Origin of the sequence: Rhizobium mesosinicum, assembly GCF_019511345.1 — a bacterium.
In the GTDB taxonomy this organism is placed as follows: Bacteria; Pseudomonadota; Alphaproteobacteria; order Rhizobiales; family Rhizobiaceae; genus Rhizobium; species Rhizobium mesosinicum.
Genome location: NZ_JAEUAK010000009.1, coordinates 17,154 through 32,931, shown reverse-complemented (window position 1 = coordinate 32,931; position 15,778 = coordinate 17,154). Strand labels below are relative to the sequence as shown.

The window sequence follows — 15,778 nt, the reverse complement described above, 5'->3', positions numbered from 1 at the left end:
TGCGACAGCGCCGAACGGAGATAGAGTCCGTCAATCCGTGCTGTATGCCAGCACTCGATCTATCGGCCCTGACGGCGAACGCCTATGAGGGGCTGTCACGCCAAGCCGTTCAATAAAGTCAAGGGCCGAATCTTTCGCCCTTGTCTTTTGGCGGTGACATACTAGATAAGCTTCGCAATCGCTGGCGCGGTTCAAAGCCTGTGGATAAGGCTTTTTCCGGGTTTTCGGTGGCTTTTTTTCTGGAAAAGCTTGACGAGAACAAATTTTGTGGGAATCACCATTCGACTTGAGCGGTGAACTGGGTCAAGGCGGATCGCATAACCATGGCCGGAGATCCAATAGCAATGAAGTTTTGCTGTCCGATGCCGGCGATCATGGTTAATCAGGCTTTAAATGTCATCCCGTTAGGTGGGTATAGGTGATTCGAGGCCGGTGCGCATGCACGCGCCGGGCCACGAGACGACCATTCATCGCAGCGAGTATGAATAGCGTCAGGAAGGCGACGATATAAATGGCAACGAAGGTCAAAGAGAACGAAGAAGCGGAAGTCGAACGCGACGGCGCAAGCGACGGCCCTCTTCTCGATCTTTCCGATGACGCGGTCAAGAAGATGATCAAGGCCGCCAAGAAGCGCGGCTATGTGACGATGGACGAGCTCAACGCCGTCCTGCCTTCCGAAGAAGTGACGTCCGAACAGATCGAAGACACGATGTCGATGCTGTCAGACATGGGCATCAACGTCATCGAGGACGAAGAGGCCGAGGAAGCGGGCGCTTCCGGCGGCGACGACGACGACAGCTCCGGCGACGACGAGAGCGAAGGCGGCGAACTTGCGCCTTCCGGCGGCACGGCGCTTGCGACCACCAAGAAGAAAGAGCCGACCGACCGTACCGACGACCCGGTGCGCATGTATCTGCGCGAGATGGGTTCCGTCGAGCTTCTGTCCCGCGAAGGCGAAATCGCCATCGCAAAGCGCATCGAGGCCGGCCGCGAAACGATGATCGCAGGCCTCTGCGAGAGCCCGCTGACGTTCCAGGCGCTGATCATCTGGCGCGACGAACTGAACGAAGGCACGACGCTGCTGCGCGAGATCATCGATCTCGAAACCACCTATTCCGGTCCGGAAGCCAAGGCTGCCCCGCAGTTCCAGAGCCCCGAGAAGATCGAGGCTGACCGCAAGGCTGCCGAGGAGAAGGAAAAGACCCGCCGCGCCCGCTCGGGTGACGACGACATTACCGATGTCGGCGGCGAAGGCATGCCTCCGGAAGAGGAAGAAGAGGACGAGGACGAATCGAACCTCTCGCTCGCCGCGATGGAAGCCGAGCTTCGCCCGCAGGTCATGGAAACGCTCGACATTATTGCCGAGACCTATAAGAAGCTGCGCAAGCTGCAGGACCAGCAGGTCGAGCAGCGCCTTGCTGCCACCGGTACGCTGTCTTCCGCCCAGGAGCGCCGCTACAAGGAGCTCAAGGACGAGCTGATCAAGGCCGTCAAGTCGCTGTCGCTCAACCAGAACCGCATCGACGCGCTGGTCGAGCAGCTCTATGACATCAACAAGCGCCTCGTACAGAACGAAGGCCGCTTGCTGCGTTTGGCCGAATCCTACGGCGTCAAGCGTGACTCGTTCCTGGAACAGTATCAGGGCGCCGAGCTCGACCCGAACTGGATGAAGTCGATCGGCAATCTGGCCGCTCGCGGCTGGAAGGAATTCGCCAAGAGCGAGAACACGACGATCCGCGACATCCGCCAGGAGATCCAGAATCTCGCAACGGAAACCGGCATTTCGATCTCGGAATTCCGCCGCATCGTGCACATGGTGCAGAAGGGCGAGCGCGAAGCGCGGATCGCCAAGAAGGAAATGGTCGAAGCGAACCTTCGCCTCGTCATCTCCATCGCCAAGAAGTACACGAACCGCGGTCTGCAGTTCCTCGACCTCATTCAGGAAGGCAATATCGGCCTGATGAAGGCGGTCGACAAGTTCGAATACCGCCGCGGTTACAAGTTCTCGACCTATGCGACATGGTGGATTCGTCAGGCGATCACCCGCTCGATCGCCGACCAGGCCCGCACGATCCGTATTCCGGTGCACATGATCGAGACGATCAACAAGATCGTTCGTACCTCGCGCCAGATGCTGCATGAAATCGGCCGCGAGCCGACGCCGGAAGAGCTGGCCGAAAAGCTTGCCATGCCGCTCGAAAAGGTCCGCAAGGTCCTGAAGATTGCCAAGGAGCCGATCTCGCTCGAAACCCCCGTGGGTGACGAAGAGGATTCGCATCTCGGCGATTTCATCGAAGACAAGAATGCGCTGCTTCCGATCGACGCCGCCATCCAGGCGAACCTGCGCGAGACGACGACCCGCGTTCTGGCATCGCTGACGCCGCGCGAAGAGCGTGTGCTGCGCATGCGCTTCGGCATTGGCATGAATACTGACCACACGCTCGAAGAAGTCGGCCAGCAGTTCTCGGTCACCCGCGAACGTATCCGTCAGATCGAGGCGAAGGCGCTGCGCAAGCTCAAGCATCCGAGCCGCTCACGCAAGCTGCGCTCGTTCCTCGACAGCTAAGGCGTCGATGAGGACTGAAATCAGAACCCGGTCAGTACTGCTGGCCGGGTTTTCTTTGTCTGCAAGGCGGAGCGGATTAGCCCAATGGGACATGTCTAGCCCGATTGATGTTTCCGGCATTGCTTGTCCCCATGGAGTGACAGGCTTATAATTTCGGCCGCGGGGAAGAGAGCGGTCGCGGCGTGCGAGCGGTATCATGCGCCGCGTGACCGTGGCCTCCGCCGGGAGGTGCAGTATGACTACGTACATTCTGCTGATAAACTGGACCGATCAGGGTATCCGGACCGTAAAGGACTCTGCCAAGCGGCTGGATGCGGCAAGGAATTTGCTCGGCAGCATGGGCGGTTCCTTCGATAAATTCTATCTCACCATGGGCGAATATGACATGGCGGCCATCTGCGAGGCGCCTGATGATCGGGTGATGGCGCGCTTCACGCTGACGCTCGCCATGGCTGGCAATGTGCGTACGAAAACCCTGAAGGCATTCTCGGAAGTGAATTATCGCGACATCATCGGGTCGCTCTCATAGGGCAGAATGGCCGATAACTCGTGACGAGCCAGATGCAGCGTTGCGGTTGTTCCGCGGTGCTGGCAGTGTCGCTGCACCTTGAACCCAGAGCATGGATTTGCCTTGCCGATGGAACATGCCGGCCTGTTGCAGAGAGGAAAGTTCGATCCAGCATTGCCGGCATCGCTCGTGCTGCATCTGGTCATCGGCTTGCTTCTGCTTGCTTTCCTGCCTGACGTGCAGCCGACTAGGGCGCCGCAGGAAGAGAGCATCGACGTTGAAGTCGTGACACCGCCGCCTGCTGCTGCGATCCCGGTTCCGCCGCCTGCGGTCGTGCCGCCTCCGCTAAGCCATGGAGACAGCGGAAGTTCGGCGGGTGGGGACATCGTGCCGGTGGCGCCTGAGACGGCATCCAGAGAGATGCCTTCGTTCCCGCCTGCGCTGCCGAAGCCGATGGGATCGGGTCCACCACCGCTGAGGCAGGCAACGGAACTCTCTTCTGCAAAAACACTCGCCAACCCGCGCAGCCGCGTGGCACTTCAGTTGCTTGGCACGCTGTCCAGTGAGGAGCGCTATCTGCAGCTCTGCAACCTCGAAGCGCTGGAGCAGGTCAGTCGTTCCCGTCCGGGATCGGCGCCCGATCTTGTCGCGCCATACGCCATGAAGCCGGAGAAGGTGAGGGGCAACAGTATCGAGGTGGACGGCGGGGCTTTCCGGAGCAAGCGTAATTGGTTCAATATCCGCTTCCATTGCGAAGTGGATCCCGCGGGGAAGACCGTCACCGCCTTTGCCTTTGCGATTGGCGATGTCATTCCGAAGGACCTGTGGCAGGAACACAATCTGGTGGCCGAGGATGGCGAGGCCGACCAGTGAGCCCGCTGCTAACGGTCACGAAGGCCATCATCACAAGGTTTTTTCCATTTGTGGCTTGATGCTGCCGGTTTTAAAGGCCACATCGCTGCTGTGACAGAAGAAGAAGTCGAACCGGCAGATACCGACCACGAGACGGAACACCAGGAGCCTCGCGCTCGCTGGGGTGTTATCGCGTCCGTGCTGGTGCATGTGCCGATCGTCGCGCTGCTGATTTTCGGGCTCCCTGACATCCACGCGAAACCCGCCGAGGATGAGAGCGTAAAGGTCGAGCTAGTGCCGCCGCCGGAGGAGAAAAAGCCGGAAGAAAAGAAGCGCGAGGAGAAGCCGAAAGAGGAAGAGAAGCCCAAGGAACAGGCGAAGGCAGAGCCGCCGCCACCACCGCCGCCTCCGCCGGCGGATAAAGCTCCCGATCGGGCAAAGCCAATGCCCATGCCGAGTTTGCGATCGGTAACTGAATTCAGCGACAAGAATAGCGGTCCTCAAAAATCGACAACGGGAAATTCTTCAGAGGGCGAAGTGAGGCCTGCTGAAGCAGCGCCACAACATGATTCGGAGGCTGATCAGCCTGCGGATGCGTCTGCTAAAGAAAAACCGCCAATAGAAACGCCGCCGGCGGCTCCCGTACCGGACGATGTGACTTTGCCCAAGACGATGGCCACTGACGTTTCCCCGGAGCGCAACGCGCCCCTTGCAGAAATGTCCGGCGAAACCATGACGAGTATTGAGCAGGTGAAGCCGCCGGAGCCTAAGCCTTCAGAGACCTCCAAAGCCGAACCCGTGAAGAACAACCTGAAAGTCGCCAAGACATTGTTCTCGCAAACCGATAGCGAGGATCCTGTCGCAAGGACTTTAATAGATGGTTTGCCACGCAAGCAGCGTTTCGGTCAGCTGTGCTCCACTGAGCTTCGGCAGCAACTTGTTCATTCTTCTCCAAGTTTTGCGCCGACAATCCTTCCGCAACAAGGATTGTCCAGCGGCACTGTTCTCAATCTCGAGGCTGCTTTCCGCACGTCAGAGAATTGGTATGACGTGAGCCTTCGCTGTGAGGTGGATCCGGATGCCACAAAGGTTGTTTCCTTCGCATTCCGCGTTGGGAGCGCAGTTCCGCGTAGTCAGTGGAAAAGCAGGGGGTTTCCGTATTGACACCGGCGCGGCCGGCACATCCTGGAACAAGCCACACGCAAGAAACCATCTCTATCGTTTCCCCATCGCCGTTATGGTACGGTAGCGAAGGGACACATGATATGTCGAACGAGATCGAGCACTTCTTCGAGCGCCAGGAAGAAGCTGTCAGCCTGATGTTTCTGGAAAATAAGGCAGACGAGCTGACCGATATTCTGGTCGCCGCTCTGGAAGAAGCTTTCGAAATTCTCCTGGAAAGCGCGCCCGCCGGAACCGTCCACTAAGGCGCCCACACCGGCTTTCAGGCAGAGTTTCTACCCATCACAGGATCGTCATGGTCGTTCCACTTCAAGAGGATGGCAGACTTCCAGTTTCCCTCCGGAGCCATCTTGGTGGCTATGAATGGCGGCGTGATGCGCTCGGCCGTTCCTCGGCTAGCGTTTTCCGCCTGGAAGGCGAGAGGCGTCCCGGACTTTACCTGAAGGTCGAGGAGGCCGGGCCGTTTTGCGAGCTTGCCGATGAGGCCGAGAGACTTATCTGGCTTCGCAGTCAGGGCCTCGATTGTCCAGAGGTCGTCGCCCATGAGAGCGACGGAGAGCGCAGCTTCCTGCTGATGACGGCACTGCCGGGCGCCGATCTCGTCACTGCAGCAACACTGCTGCCCGAAGAGCGCATCGAGATCCTTGCCTCAGCGCTCAGTGCCCTCCACAGCCTCGATATCAATGCCTGTCCGTTCGATCATCGTCTGGAGAAGCGCCTCGCGGCCGCTGCAGCGCGCGTGCGGGCCGGCGTCGTCGACGAGACGGATTTCGACGAGGAGCGGCTCGGCAAAAGCGCCTTCTTCCTCTTTGGCGAATTGCAGCGGCTGCGGCCGGATAGCGAAAATCTCGTTATTGCGCATGGCGACGCCTGCCAGCCGAATTTCATGGCGGCTGGCGGGCGGCTTGCGGGTTATATCGACTGCTGCCGCCTTGGTGTGGCCGACCGCTACCAGGATATCGCGCTCGCCTGCCGCAGCATTGCCGATAATCTCGGCGAGGAATTCGTGCGGCTGTTTCTCAATGCCTATGGCCTGTCGATCATCGATCCCGTCAAGATGGACTATTATCAGCTCCTCGACGAGTTCTTTTAGAACTCTTGTTTTAACGCAATTCCGGACGCAAAACTGCTGCCCACTCTGGGCTTGATAGGCTCGCCGCCGGCTGGCAGAGTCGGCCGCGAAGGAGATTGCCATGGCCATCAGCCAGTTCAGGATGCTGCGCTCGTCTGTACCGGGCGTGGAAGCAGTGGCGGCGACATCAGGCCATCGTTTCGCGCGTCATACGCATGAGCAGTTCGGTATTGGCCTCATCTTTTCCGGGGCTCAAAAATCGCTGAGCGGGCGCGGCATGGTCGAGGCGGAGGCCGGCGATCTTATCACGGTCAACCCGAACGAGGTTCATGACGGGGCGCCGATCGGCGAGGCACGCTCCTGGAGGATCCTCTATTTCGATCCTGCGGTGATGGAGGGTCTTGCGCGCGAGATTGCAGGAGGCGGGACCAATCGCTCGGAAATTCCGCGTCCTGTCATCCACGATGGTCTACTCGCCGATCGATTTCGCGTGCTGTTTTCCGCTGTGACCGGCGATGAAGAACGGATGCGCTGCGAAGAGCTGTTCTTGTCGGTCATTGCCGATGCTCTGCGCGAAACGGCGATGCGGGAGGGGCCGGCCATGGCACCGCATTCCATTGTTCATGCCCGCAGCATGATCGATGATGATCCCGCCGCCGAGATATCGCTTGCCGATCTGGCAAGGGAGAGCGGCCTCAGCCGGTTTCAGGTGCTGCGCGCCTTTGCGCGGGCGACGGGTTTCACGCCGCATGCCTATCACGTTCAGGCCCGCGTCCATCTTGCCCGCCGGCTGATCGCCGGTGGTGCGACGCTCGCCGAGGCTGCAGTCGAAAGCGGCTTTGCCGACCAGAGCCATATGACGCGCGCCTTCGTTTCCCGCTATGGCCTGACGCCCGGCACCTATGCGCGCGGGCATTCCTGATCGCTTGCTTGTCCCTTGCAATTTCGTTCAAGACCCCTGGCCTCTTAGGCTGTTTGCTTGCTCCGTCTCGAAAGGAGCGGCAGATGAGCAGGGAATTTCAAGGTTATATCTATCTCACATTGGCCATGACGACAGTCGGCAGCACCGTTGTCGCCAGCAAGGTCATTGCTTCCGGATTGCCGCCTTTTACGGCGACGGCCTTGCGTTTTGCGGTGGCCTTTCCCTTTTTCCTCTTCCTGATGCGCTGGACAGGAGCGCGGCTGCCGCGGCTTTCCGGGCGGGGTTGGCTGATCCTCGTCACGCAGGCGGGTGCGGGGAGCGTAGGCTACACGACGCTGTTGATTTCGGGCCTGTCGCTGACGTCGGCGGCCAATGCCGGCGTCATCATCGGCACGCTGCCGGTCGTCTCCGCGGCAATCTCCATCCTCGTGCTTGGCGAGAGGCCGCAACGCTTCCTGCTTCTGGCAATCGGGCTGGCCGCCGCCGGCGTCTTTTCCATTGCCTTTTCGCCGGCTGCCGGCAGTGGGTCGCTTGTCGGTGACATGCTAATTTTCGGCGCGGTCGTCTGCGAGGGGCTGTTCATCCTGCTCAACAAGCGGCTTAATACGTTCATTCCGCCATTGACGCAGTCGGCGCTGATGACGACCATCGGCTTCGCCGTTGCGGGTGTGCCCGCCTTGTTCGAGCATCACGATATCGGCATCGCCTCGCAACCTGCTCTGCTTGCGGTCGTCTATTACGCGCTGGTGCCGACGGTTGGCGGCTTCATTCTCTGGTATGCGGGAGCAGAGCGCGTCAGCGGCGCGGAGGCCTCTCTCTTTACGGCTGTTGCGCCGGCTACAGCCGTCATTTTCGCATTCCTCATCCTCGGAGAGGCGATCGGTACCAACCAGATTTTCGGGATTGCCTGCGTTCTGGCGGCGGTCATAGGCCTTGGCTTCGCCAGCCTGCGGCGAACGGCCGGGGTTTAAGCGGGGCGGAAGACGTTGCGGTATTCCCGCGGCGTCATTCCGGTCTGCGTCCTGAACTGTCTGTTGAAATTGGCAAGCGAACCATAGCCGACGGCATCGGCGATATGGCCGACCGGCTGGGCCGTGGCCGAAAGGCGGGCGCAGGCATCACCGATGCGCATGCGGATCAGATAGTCCGAGACGGTGGTGCCGGTATGGCGACGGAAGAGGCGGTGCAGGCCGGAGACGCTGAGCGCGGCTATATCGGCAAGTTCTTCCAGTGCGATCGTGCGGGCATAATGCAGATGCAGGTGGGTGAGGACACGGTCGATACGCTCACGGCTCTCCTGCAGTTCCCGGCTCTGGCCGGGTGCGCTGGCGAGTGCGGATGCTTGCCGATCACCGGCGATGGCGCCGAGAATGTTAAAGAGTGAGAGCAGTCGCTCGGCGGGCGGTTTTGTAAAGATCGCTTCGATATCGCTGCGTACTGCTGCGGCGGCTTCCTTGGAGAAGTGCAGACCGCGCTCGGCGCGGGCAAGCATCGCTTCGACGGGGCGAAGCTCGACGGCCCCTGATGTCATCTTCCGTATCCAGTCCGGGTGGAACCAGAGCACGAGGGCGACATGCGGGTTTGCCTCGTCGTATTTCGCACGCGATACCCAGGTGTGCGGCAGGTTTGGGCCGACGAGGACGAGGTCGCCATCCTCATACTCTCCGGTATGGTCGCCGATTAAACGCTGGCCGATGGAGTTCAGCGTGAGCGTCAGCTCGAATTCGGGATGGTGGTGCCACTGGAAGGGAATCGCGTCATCCAGCCGCCGGTTCAGCATGCTCCAGGAGCTGTCCGCATGGCGTGGCAGGATTTCGAGATACGGCCTCATCAAGCGCCTTTCAGATAAGCGACGCCAGAATAGTATCATAATTTGCCAAGCTGGCACAACATGAGCTGCGATTAGCCGCTAGACTCCCTCCATCGCCTGAAACAACAGGAATGGATCAAATGATGGGAGGATCTCATGCAACTGGCAGTGAAACGCGACGCTCATCCGACGGCGTCGTCGGTCACCACGCAGCTCAAGGATATCAAGAAGACGCTGCCGCTGCGCGTGCTATCGGAGGCGGACTGGCAGCACTGGACGACGAAGGGCTATGTCATCGTTCGCCAGGCCGTTCCTGCGGCGAATGTCGAGCGACTTGTGGAGGTGCTCTGGCGTTTTGACGAGAAGGATCCGAACGACGTTTCGACCTGGTATGCGCCGCAGCGCCGTGAGCACAAGATGAAAGAGCTCAACAATACCGGCATGCTGGAGATCTACAATCACCAGGCTCTCTGGGACAACCGGATGGAGAAGCGCGTCTACGACGTCTTTGTCGATATCTGGGATCGTGAAGATCTTTGGGTGACGATCGATCGCGCCAACCTGAACCCGCCGAAGAAGGTCAAAGGCAATCCGAACGGCTTCATCCACTGGGACGTCGATACGTCGATCCGGCCGCTGCCGATCGGCGTGCAGGGCGTGCTGAGCCTCAAGAAGCAGGATGGCGATGTCGGCGGCTTCCAGTGCGTTCCCTATCTCTTCGAGCATTTCGAAGAATGGGTGAAGACGCAGCCCGAGGATCGCGATCCCATGCATCCCGATATGACCGGGCTTTCCGCCGTCAACATCGATATGGAGCCGGGCGATTTGATGATCTTCAATTCGCTGCTCGCCCATGGCGTTCGCCCGAACCACGCGGAGAACCGCGTGCGCATGGCGCAGTATATCTCCATGCATCCGGCTGAATACGACAATGCCGAAGAGCGCGAAGAGCGTATCCGCCTATGGCGGGAGCTCGACCATCCAAAGCGCGACGCCTTCCCTGGCGACCCGCGTGAGTGGGAAAAGCACAATGCCAAGACTGCCGAACTGACGCCGCTCGGCCGCAAGCTGCTCGGCCTCGACCGTTGGTAAGCGGATAGCAGATCACGAGCCGCGGAGGTGGATGCCTCCGCGCTCTTTCCAAAGCGCCGAGGGGGCCGCCCCTTGGGTTGCTCGCCTGCGTACCCTATCTCTTTCGGAGCGAACTCAATCCGGAGACGACATCCATGTCAGGCAAGCCGATCAAGATTCCCGGGCCGGATCATCCGATCACTGTCGAACACAATCCCTCCCGCGTCGTCGTCAAGCTCGGCGGCCGCGTGATTGCCGATACGCATGATGCGCTGACGCTTCGCGAAGCCTCCTATTCACCGGTGCAATATATTCCACGCAAGGATGTGGACATGTCGCTGCTGGAGCGCACCGACCACACGAGCCATTGCCCGTACAAGGGGGATGCCTCCTACTATAGCATTCCTGATGGCGGCGACCGTTCGAAGAATGCGATCTGGACCTATGAGGCACCCCATCCTGCCGTTGCCAACATCAAGGACCATCTGGCCTTTTATCCTGACAGGGTCGATTCCATCGAAGAGCTGCCGTCGCCGGAAGCGGGGCAGTTTTAAGGGCACAGCCGAAGGCTTTCATCTCCTTGCCACATCGGCCGCAGGCGTCAATTGACGCGGCAATGTCGGATGTGGCCAGCGTCGAACGTCCTTCGGACGTTAACACGAGAGGAGAAGTGCAATGTCCTACGTTGATGGTTTCATCGTCGCCGTTCCCCGCGGGAATGTCGATGCCTACAAGGAATTCTCCGCCTATGCCGGGTCGATCTGGAAGGAATATGGCGCGCTCGAATATGTCGAGTGCCTTGGCAACGACGTGCCCTACGGCGAATTGACCTCGTTTCCGCGTGCCGTCATGGCCAAGGATGATGAGGTGGTGGTCTTTTCCTGGATCCTCTACAAATCGAAACAGCAGCGCGACGAGATCAATACAAAAGTCATGGCCGATCCGCGCCTTTCCAGCGACAAGTGGCAGATGCCTTTCGACGGCAAGCGCATGATCTACGGCGGCTTCGAGGAAATGCTTCGGCTTTAGCATGGGACCCGCATTGACTTCGAGGGCAAGGCGCGCCACCTCGCGAGAGACAATCTGCGACGGAGACTGCCTTGCCCCAGACGATGCTTACGCTTTCCACCCGTGGTCAGGGCCTCTACGAATTCACCGATCAAGCCCGAACCTTCGTGCGACAGTCCGGCATGGAGGAGGGGCTGCTGACGGTTTTCGTGCGCCATACCTCCTGTTCGCTGCTCATTCAGGAAAACGCGGATCCCGATGTGAAGACGGACCTCAACAGCTTTTTTCGTCGCCTCGTGCCGCCGTCATCCGATCCATCAATGCAGTGGGTCGTGCATACGACAGAGGGACCGGACGATATGCCTGCTCATATCAAGGCGGCACTTACTCAGGTTTCGATCAGCATTCCCATCAGTCGCGGTCGATTGGTACTCGGCACCTGGCAAGGCATCTATCTCTTCGAGCACCGTGACCGTCCGCACCGGCGCGACGTGGTGCTGCATTTGAGTCCGTGAAATCATTACGCCTTGTGAATGCCAACTGAATGGATGGTTCGAACGGCATTCAGCTTCGTGCGTTTAGTCTTGCGACAATCCCAAGAGGGAGATCGAGGAAACACCACGAGGAGAAAAACCCAATGTCGCATTTCCTTGCCAAGGCTTCGCTCGCCGCACTGCTCGCTTTGAGTTCCATTCCGCTTGCTGGCTCCGCCGCTTTCGCTGCGCCCCAGACGGATTTCGTTGTCAAGGCGCAGTATTATCACCGCCCGCCGGTTCGTGGCTGCTCGCCGATGCAGGCCATCCGCAAGGCCCGCTATTCCGGCCTGCGAGACGTGCGCATTTCCAAGATCACGCCGCGCCGTGTCGTCGTCGCGGGCCGCGACCGCCGTGGCTGGGACCGCATGGCCTTCGCCAATGTGCGCGGCTGCCCGCTCATGTACCGCTAATTCGTTCGGCCGGAGCCGGAAAACTCGAGCTCCGGCCGTTTTGCCTTGACCGCGACGCTTTCGCCCGTGTTCTCTCAGAACTGTGTGTAAGTGATTCCGGAACAGCTCCGGCAGTTGCCCGCGGCTACCAACCACGAGGATCTTTTCATGATGCAGTTTCTGGCGAAGGCGGGGCTTGCCGCCCTTCTTTCCGCTGCTGCGCTGGCCGGCACCGTTGCGCCGGCTGCAGCACAGGTGAATATCATTATTGGCGAACCGGACGGTGGTCCGCCTCCGCCGGATTGGCGCCGTCCGCCACCACCGCCGCCGGGTTATGGCCGTCCGCCTCTGCCCCCACCGGGTTACGGGCGTCCGCCGCGCGGCTGCGATCCGCGCATGGCGGAAAACATCGCCGAGGATTACGGCCTGCGCCGTACGCGCGTCGTCGATATCACCCCGCGCCGTGTCATCGTGCAGGGCTGGAGCCGCCGCGGCCCGAGCGAGATGACCTTCGGCAACGTTCGCGGTTGCCCGCTCCTGCGCCGCTAAAACCAGGCGCACGATCGTCCATCGCATAAAAAACCGCCCTTGCTGACAGCAGGGCGGTTTTCTTTTGAGCTGCTTTTCCTTTGGGAGAGGGGCGCCGAAGCGCCCTCCGAAGTTTACTGCTCGATTGCGAAAGTCACGCTGACGGTGACATTGTAGCTGTTCTCGCCGCCCTGGACGGGAACGGCGGCGACATCTGAGGCTTCCTTCATCATCGCGGCGCGGTAGACCGGCTGCGGCATCGGGCGCACGACATTCTCGCTGATCTCGACGACGCGGCCGACCTTCACGCCGGCGGCTTCGCTCAAGGTCTTCGCCTTCTTGATCGCGTTGGCGACAGCGTTCTTGCGGGCTGCCTCCAAGGCTGCTTCCGGCTTGTCGTTGGTGAACTGGATATCGCCGCCCTGATTGATGCCGAGCGTGACGGACTGATCCATGATCTCGCCCAGTTTGGACAGGTCGCGGACGCGAACGGTGACCGAATTGCTGGTCTGATAGCCGATCAGCTGCGGCGGCTGCGGCTGGTTGTCGACCGGCTGCGGGTAGTTGTACTGCGGCTGGATCGAAAAGCCCGAGGTCTGGAGGTCGCGGTCGGCAATGCCGCTCTTTTTCAGTGCGGCCAGCACCTCGCTCATCGCCTTGTTGTTTTCGTCGAGCGCTTCGCGGGCGGTCTTTGCCTGTTTGACCACGGCGAGATTGACGACGGCCATATCGGGAGCCAATGCCGATTCGCCCTCTCCGGACACGGTGATGACCGCTTCGCGCGGCCGATTCTCCTGCGCTAGAAGCGGAGCGGATGCCGCAAGCGGCAGGCTCAGAAAGGCTGTCAGAAGGGCAGTCTTGGTGTAGTTCGGCGCCATGTTTGTTCCTCGGCTGTTTGCGTCCCTGCGAGCTTTGTGTCTGCGGATTGTGAAGCTATTGCGGCAGGAATCGATATGAGAATTGCTTTATCACTAGGATTGCTTTCGACTAAAGGGTGTAGGGGGTAATCAACGCATGGTAGCTAACATGGGCGTGCGGATGTTGCCCGCGGTTAAGCCTCGACTTATAAAGGCCCGCATTCCTGTCTCATGCTGAAGTTTCGCTTTATATGAAAATCGGTGCCTATGTCATCAACCTGAACCGCTCCGTCGCTCGCTGGGAAGGGCTTTCGCGCAAAGCCAATTCGCTGGCGCTCGACGTCGTCAGGATATCCGGGGTGGATGGCGCGCAGATCCAGCCGCACGACAAGGCTGACATCAACAAGCGGCAATTTCTTCTTCGCAATGGCAGGAACTATCTGCCAGGCGAGCACGGCTGCTATCGCAGTCACGTCAAGGCGCTCACCGAGTTTCTCGACAGCAGCAACGATGCGGCGATCATCATGGAAGATGACGTGGAACTGCGGGCCGATCTGCTAGAACGTGCAGAGGCTGTGCTTGCTGCCATTCCGAAAGCCGAACTGGTCAAGTTGCTTAACCACCGGTCCAAGGGCTTCATGCAGAAGGCAACGACGAAATTCGGGGATGCCATCGGCCGCTGCATCCACGGGCCGCAGGGTTCGGCCGCATGCTATCTGGTCACCCGATCCGGTGCCAAGAAGCTTCTGAGGACCATGAACGTCATGGTCTATCCCTTCGATGTGGCATTAGAGCGCGGGTGGTCGACCGAGGTTAATACCTTTACGGTCAAGAACAATCTGATAGAGCTAGGGGCGAACAGCCACGAAACGGCGATCGCGACGAAGCTCGATTACAGGCGGCAGAAATTCAAAGGAATACGCCGCTCCGTCACGCATCTGCTTCGTGCCGCCGATTATGCTAGAAGGGTGCAATATTCTCTATGGTAGCGAGCGAAGAGCCGATCGCCACGCCCTCCCGCCTCAAGCCCGTCCTCGTCGTCCTGTGGCTGCTGCTGATTTCGGCTCCCATTCTGGAAAGCGATACTTATCGCTATGCGGCGCTGCTGCTGATCGGGACGACCTTTGTCTGGTGCAGGCCGAATCTTTGGCTGCTGAGGCGTGACTGGCTGGCCAATGCCTGTGTTGCCTGGGGCGCCTACGCGCTGCTGCGCTTTCTGTTCGGCCTGATCGTTTATGGTGAGAAGGGCGCGTCCGACTGGCTCTACGCCTTTCCGCTGTTTTTCCCGGCTGTGGGCATCGCGCTTTATTCCAGCCGCAAACATATCGAAACGGTCTTTGCGATCTATTTCCCGATCGCCCTTGCCGCCCTCTTGATCTCCACCGATTATCGGCTGATCCTTGCAGGTGACGACCGTATTTCGCCGCTCTTCCACAACAACCTGATCCACGGCGCGATCGGCTGCGGCTTCCTGATGATCGGCGCCTTTTACTGGCTGTTGCACGCCTGGGAGACCGGCAAGCTCGCGCGCCGCTCTGGCAGCTGGATCTTTGCCGTCGCGACGCTCATCATCGCGCTCAGTCTTTTCAATATTTACGGCTCCAAGGCGAAAGGCGTCTGGCTGAGCCTTGTCCTCGTCGGCCCCCTCATGCTCGCCTCGCTGCTGCTTTACGCAAACAGACGCCGGGCCGCGCTGGTAGGGGCTGTCGTCGTCGCTCTCCTCGTAGCAGCGCTTTTTGTCGGCGGCGATGATATCTGGAGGTTTGCCGGCCCGACCTACGAGGCCACCGCGCGGATCGAAACCGAAATCTCTGCGCATGGAATGTGGAATGCTGTCGTTGCTGCGATCGCGTCAAAAGATACGCCGGAGTCGATGAGCGAGCGGCTGCAACTCTGGGCGAATGCATCGGAAGTAATTGCCCAAGCGCCGCTCTTCGGTGCAGGCAACCACTGGCTCACCCTCTGGCAGTCCACCACCTATGCCAGCGTACCCTATACGCTGCTCCATAATGGCTACTTCGAGATGCTCGTCCGTCACGGGCTGTTCGGCCTCATCGTTTTCGCCATATTGGCGACAGGCATGTACAGCCGAGTTTTTGCCGCGTGGAGAGCCAGGCTGATCAGCCTCAGCACGCTGCTGGCCTATACGATGGTCACGCTCTTCTTCCTTGGAACAATCCTGTCGAACTCCAACAACCGGCTGGCAATCGGCGAATCGTTCTTCTTCGTGTTCTCCGCCGTCGCGTTTGCCTGCGGAATCATGCTCAAGAAGGGGGAGATGAGGCAGGATACCGGCATGGTATCCGGGGATCAGAAGGCTGCCTGAGGGGGCGATGAGACCCGGCCCGAGGGGGCCGAGCGCTCCTTAAGCTGGAGCGCCCGCGTTGTCAGATGCCGAAATCGTCCAGAAACGAAGGGTGGATCGCGGTCTTCCTTGCCTCGCGCGCATCACGATAGCGCTGCTGGGCAGAACCAAG

Annotated in this window: 18 protein-coding genes; 16 read left to right on the top strand and 2 right to left on the bottom strand. The window is 59.8% G+C overall.

Annotation, left to right across the window (positions count from 1 at the left end; translation table 11 throughout):
• The first annotated feature begins 511 nt into the window (after nucleotides 1-511).
• The 8 genes from rpoD to JNB85_RS21630 all read left to right on the top strand — a co-directional run bounded on the left by rpoD (nucleotide 512) and on the right by JNB85_RS21630 (nucleotide 8,073).
• Complete coding sequence (gene rpoD / locus JNB85_RS21665; RefSeq protein ID WP_220336362.1) at nucleotides 512-2,566, top strand: RNA polymerase sigma factor RpoD; 2,055 nt, start codon at nucleotides 512-514, stop codon at nucleotides 2,564-2,566.
• Nucleotides 2,567-2,801: 235 nt separating this feature from the next.
• Entirely contained in the window at nucleotides 2,802-3,095 is a 294-nt protein-coding gene (locus JNB85_RS21660; RefSeq protein ID WP_220336361.1) for a GYD domain-containing protein, read from the top strand.
• 108 nt (nucleotides 3,096-3,203) lie between these two features.
• Nucleotides 3,204-3,947, top strand: a complete 744-nt coding sequence (locus JNB85_RS21655) for a DUF930 domain-containing protein (RefSeq protein WP_223216576.1) — start codon at nucleotides 3,204-3,206, stop codon at nucleotides 3,945-3,947.
• Between the two features lie 48 nt (nucleotides 3,948-3,995).
• Nucleotides 3,996-5,090 (top strand): DUF930 domain-containing protein, encoded by a 1,095-nt coding sequence (locus JNB85_RS21650; RefSeq protein WP_220336359.1) that lies wholly within the window; start codon nucleotides 3,996-3,998, stop codon nucleotides 5,088-5,090.
• A gap of 101 nt (nucleotides 5,091-5,191) precedes the next feature.
• Nucleotides 5,192-5,353 carry a hypothetical protein gene (locus JNB85_RS21645; RefSeq protein ID WP_220336358.1) on the top strand — a complete coding sequence of 54 codons (162 nt, stop codon included), beginning with the start codon at nucleotides 5,192-5,194 and terminating at the stop codon, nucleotides 5,351-5,353.
• Nucleotides 5,354-5,403: 50 nt separating this feature from the next.
• On the top strand, nucleotides 5,404-6,201 hold the full coding sequence (locus JNB85_RS21640) for an APH(3') family aminoglycoside O-phosphotransferase (RefSeq protein ID WP_220336357.1): 798 nt from the start codon (nucleotides 5,404-5,406) through the stop codon (nucleotides 6,199-6,201).
• A 100-nt stretch (nucleotides 6,202-6,301) separates the two neighbouring features.
• On the top strand, nucleotides 6,302-7,102 hold the full coding sequence (locus JNB85_RS21635) for an AraC family transcriptional regulator (protein WP_220336356.1): 801 nt from the start codon (nucleotides 6,302-6,304) through the stop codon (nucleotides 7,100-7,102).
• Between the two features lie 83 nt (nucleotides 7,103-7,185).
• Complete coding sequence (locus tag JNB85_RS21630) at nucleotides 7,186-8,073, top strand: DMT family transporter (protein WP_220336355.1); 888 nt, start codon at nucleotides 7,186-7,188, stop codon at nucleotides 8,071-8,073.
• Here the strand turns inward: JNB85_RS21630 and JNB85_RS21625 are convergent.
• The gene (locus JNB85_RS21625) at nucleotides 8,070-8,933 is read right to left on the bottom strand and encodes a helix-turn-helix domain-containing protein (protein ID WP_220336354.1); all 864 of its coding nucleotides are present in this window, start codon (nucleotides 8,931-8,933) and stop codon (nucleotides 8,070-8,072) included. The two genes, JNB85_RS21630 and JNB85_RS21625, sit on opposite strands and share 4 nt — an antisense overlap.
• Before the next feature lie 135 nt (nucleotides 8,934-9,068).
• Between JNB85_RS21625 and JNB85_RS21620 the strand changes: the two genes are divergently transcribed.
• The 6 genes from JNB85_RS21620 to JNB85_RS21595 all read left to right on the top strand — a co-directional run bounded on the left by JNB85_RS21620 (nucleotide 9,069) and on the right by JNB85_RS21595 (nucleotide 12,465).
• Entirely contained in the window at nucleotides 9,069-10,004 is a 936-nt protein-coding gene (locus JNB85_RS21620) for a phytanoyl-CoA dioxygenase family protein (protein ID WP_220336353.1), read from the top strand.
• 134 nt (nucleotides 10,005-10,138) lie between these two features.
• On the top strand, nucleotides 10,139-10,537 hold the full coding sequence (locus tag JNB85_RS21615; RefSeq protein ID WP_220336352.1) for a DUF427 domain-containing protein: 399 nt from the start codon (nucleotides 10,139-10,141) through the stop codon (nucleotides 10,535-10,537).
• Nucleotides 10,538-10,658: 121 nt separating this feature from the next.
• The gene (locus JNB85_RS21610; protein WP_220336351.1) at nucleotides 10,659-11,012 is read left to right on the top strand and encodes a DUF1428 domain-containing protein; all 354 of its coding nucleotides are present in this window, start codon (nucleotides 10,659-10,661) and stop codon (nucleotides 11,010-11,012) included.
• 71 nt (nucleotides 11,013-11,083) lie between these two features.
• Nucleotides 11,084-11,506: a secondary thiamine-phosphate synthase enzyme YjbQ gene (locus JNB85_RS21605; RefSeq protein WP_220336350.1), complete on the top strand. Its 423-nt coding sequence runs from the start codon at nucleotides 11,084-11,086 to the stop codon at nucleotides 11,504-11,506.
• Nucleotides 11,507-11,628: 122 nt separating this feature from the next.
• Nucleotides 11,629-11,937: a hypothetical protein gene (locus JNB85_RS21600; RefSeq protein ID WP_220336349.1), complete on the top strand. Its 309-nt coding sequence runs from the start codon at nucleotides 11,629-11,631 to the stop codon at nucleotides 11,935-11,937.
• Nucleotides 11,938-12,084: 147 nt separating this feature from the next.
• Complete coding sequence (locus JNB85_RS21595; RefSeq protein WP_220336348.1) at nucleotides 12,085-12,465, top strand: hypothetical protein; 381 nt, start codon at nucleotides 12,085-12,087, stop codon at nucleotides 12,463-12,465.
• A gap of 113 nt (nucleotides 12,466-12,578) precedes the next feature.
• Here JNB85_RS21595 and JNB85_RS21590 read toward each other — a convergent pair whose 3' ends face one another.
• The gene (locus JNB85_RS21590; RefSeq protein WP_220336347.1) at nucleotides 12,579-13,322 is read right to left on the bottom strand and encodes an SIMPL domain-containing protein; all 744 of its coding nucleotides are present in this window, start codon (nucleotides 13,320-13,322) and stop codon (nucleotides 12,579-12,581) included.
• Nucleotides 13,323-13,552: 230 nt separating this feature from the next.
• Between JNB85_RS21590 and JNB85_RS21585 the strand changes: the two genes are divergently transcribed.
• Entirely contained in the window at nucleotides 13,553-14,290 is a 738-nt protein-coding gene (locus JNB85_RS21585; RefSeq protein WP_220336346.1) for a glycosyltransferase family 25 protein, read from the top strand.
• Nucleotides 14,284-15,627, top strand: a complete 1,344-nt coding sequence (locus JNB85_RS21580; RefSeq protein ID WP_220336345.1) for an O-antigen ligase family protein — start codon at nucleotides 14,284-14,286, stop codon at nucleotides 15,625-15,627. Before JNB85_RS21585 ends, JNB85_RS21580 begins: the two co-directional genes overlap by 7 nt.
• Nucleotides 15,628-15,778 lie beyond the last annotated feature (151 nt).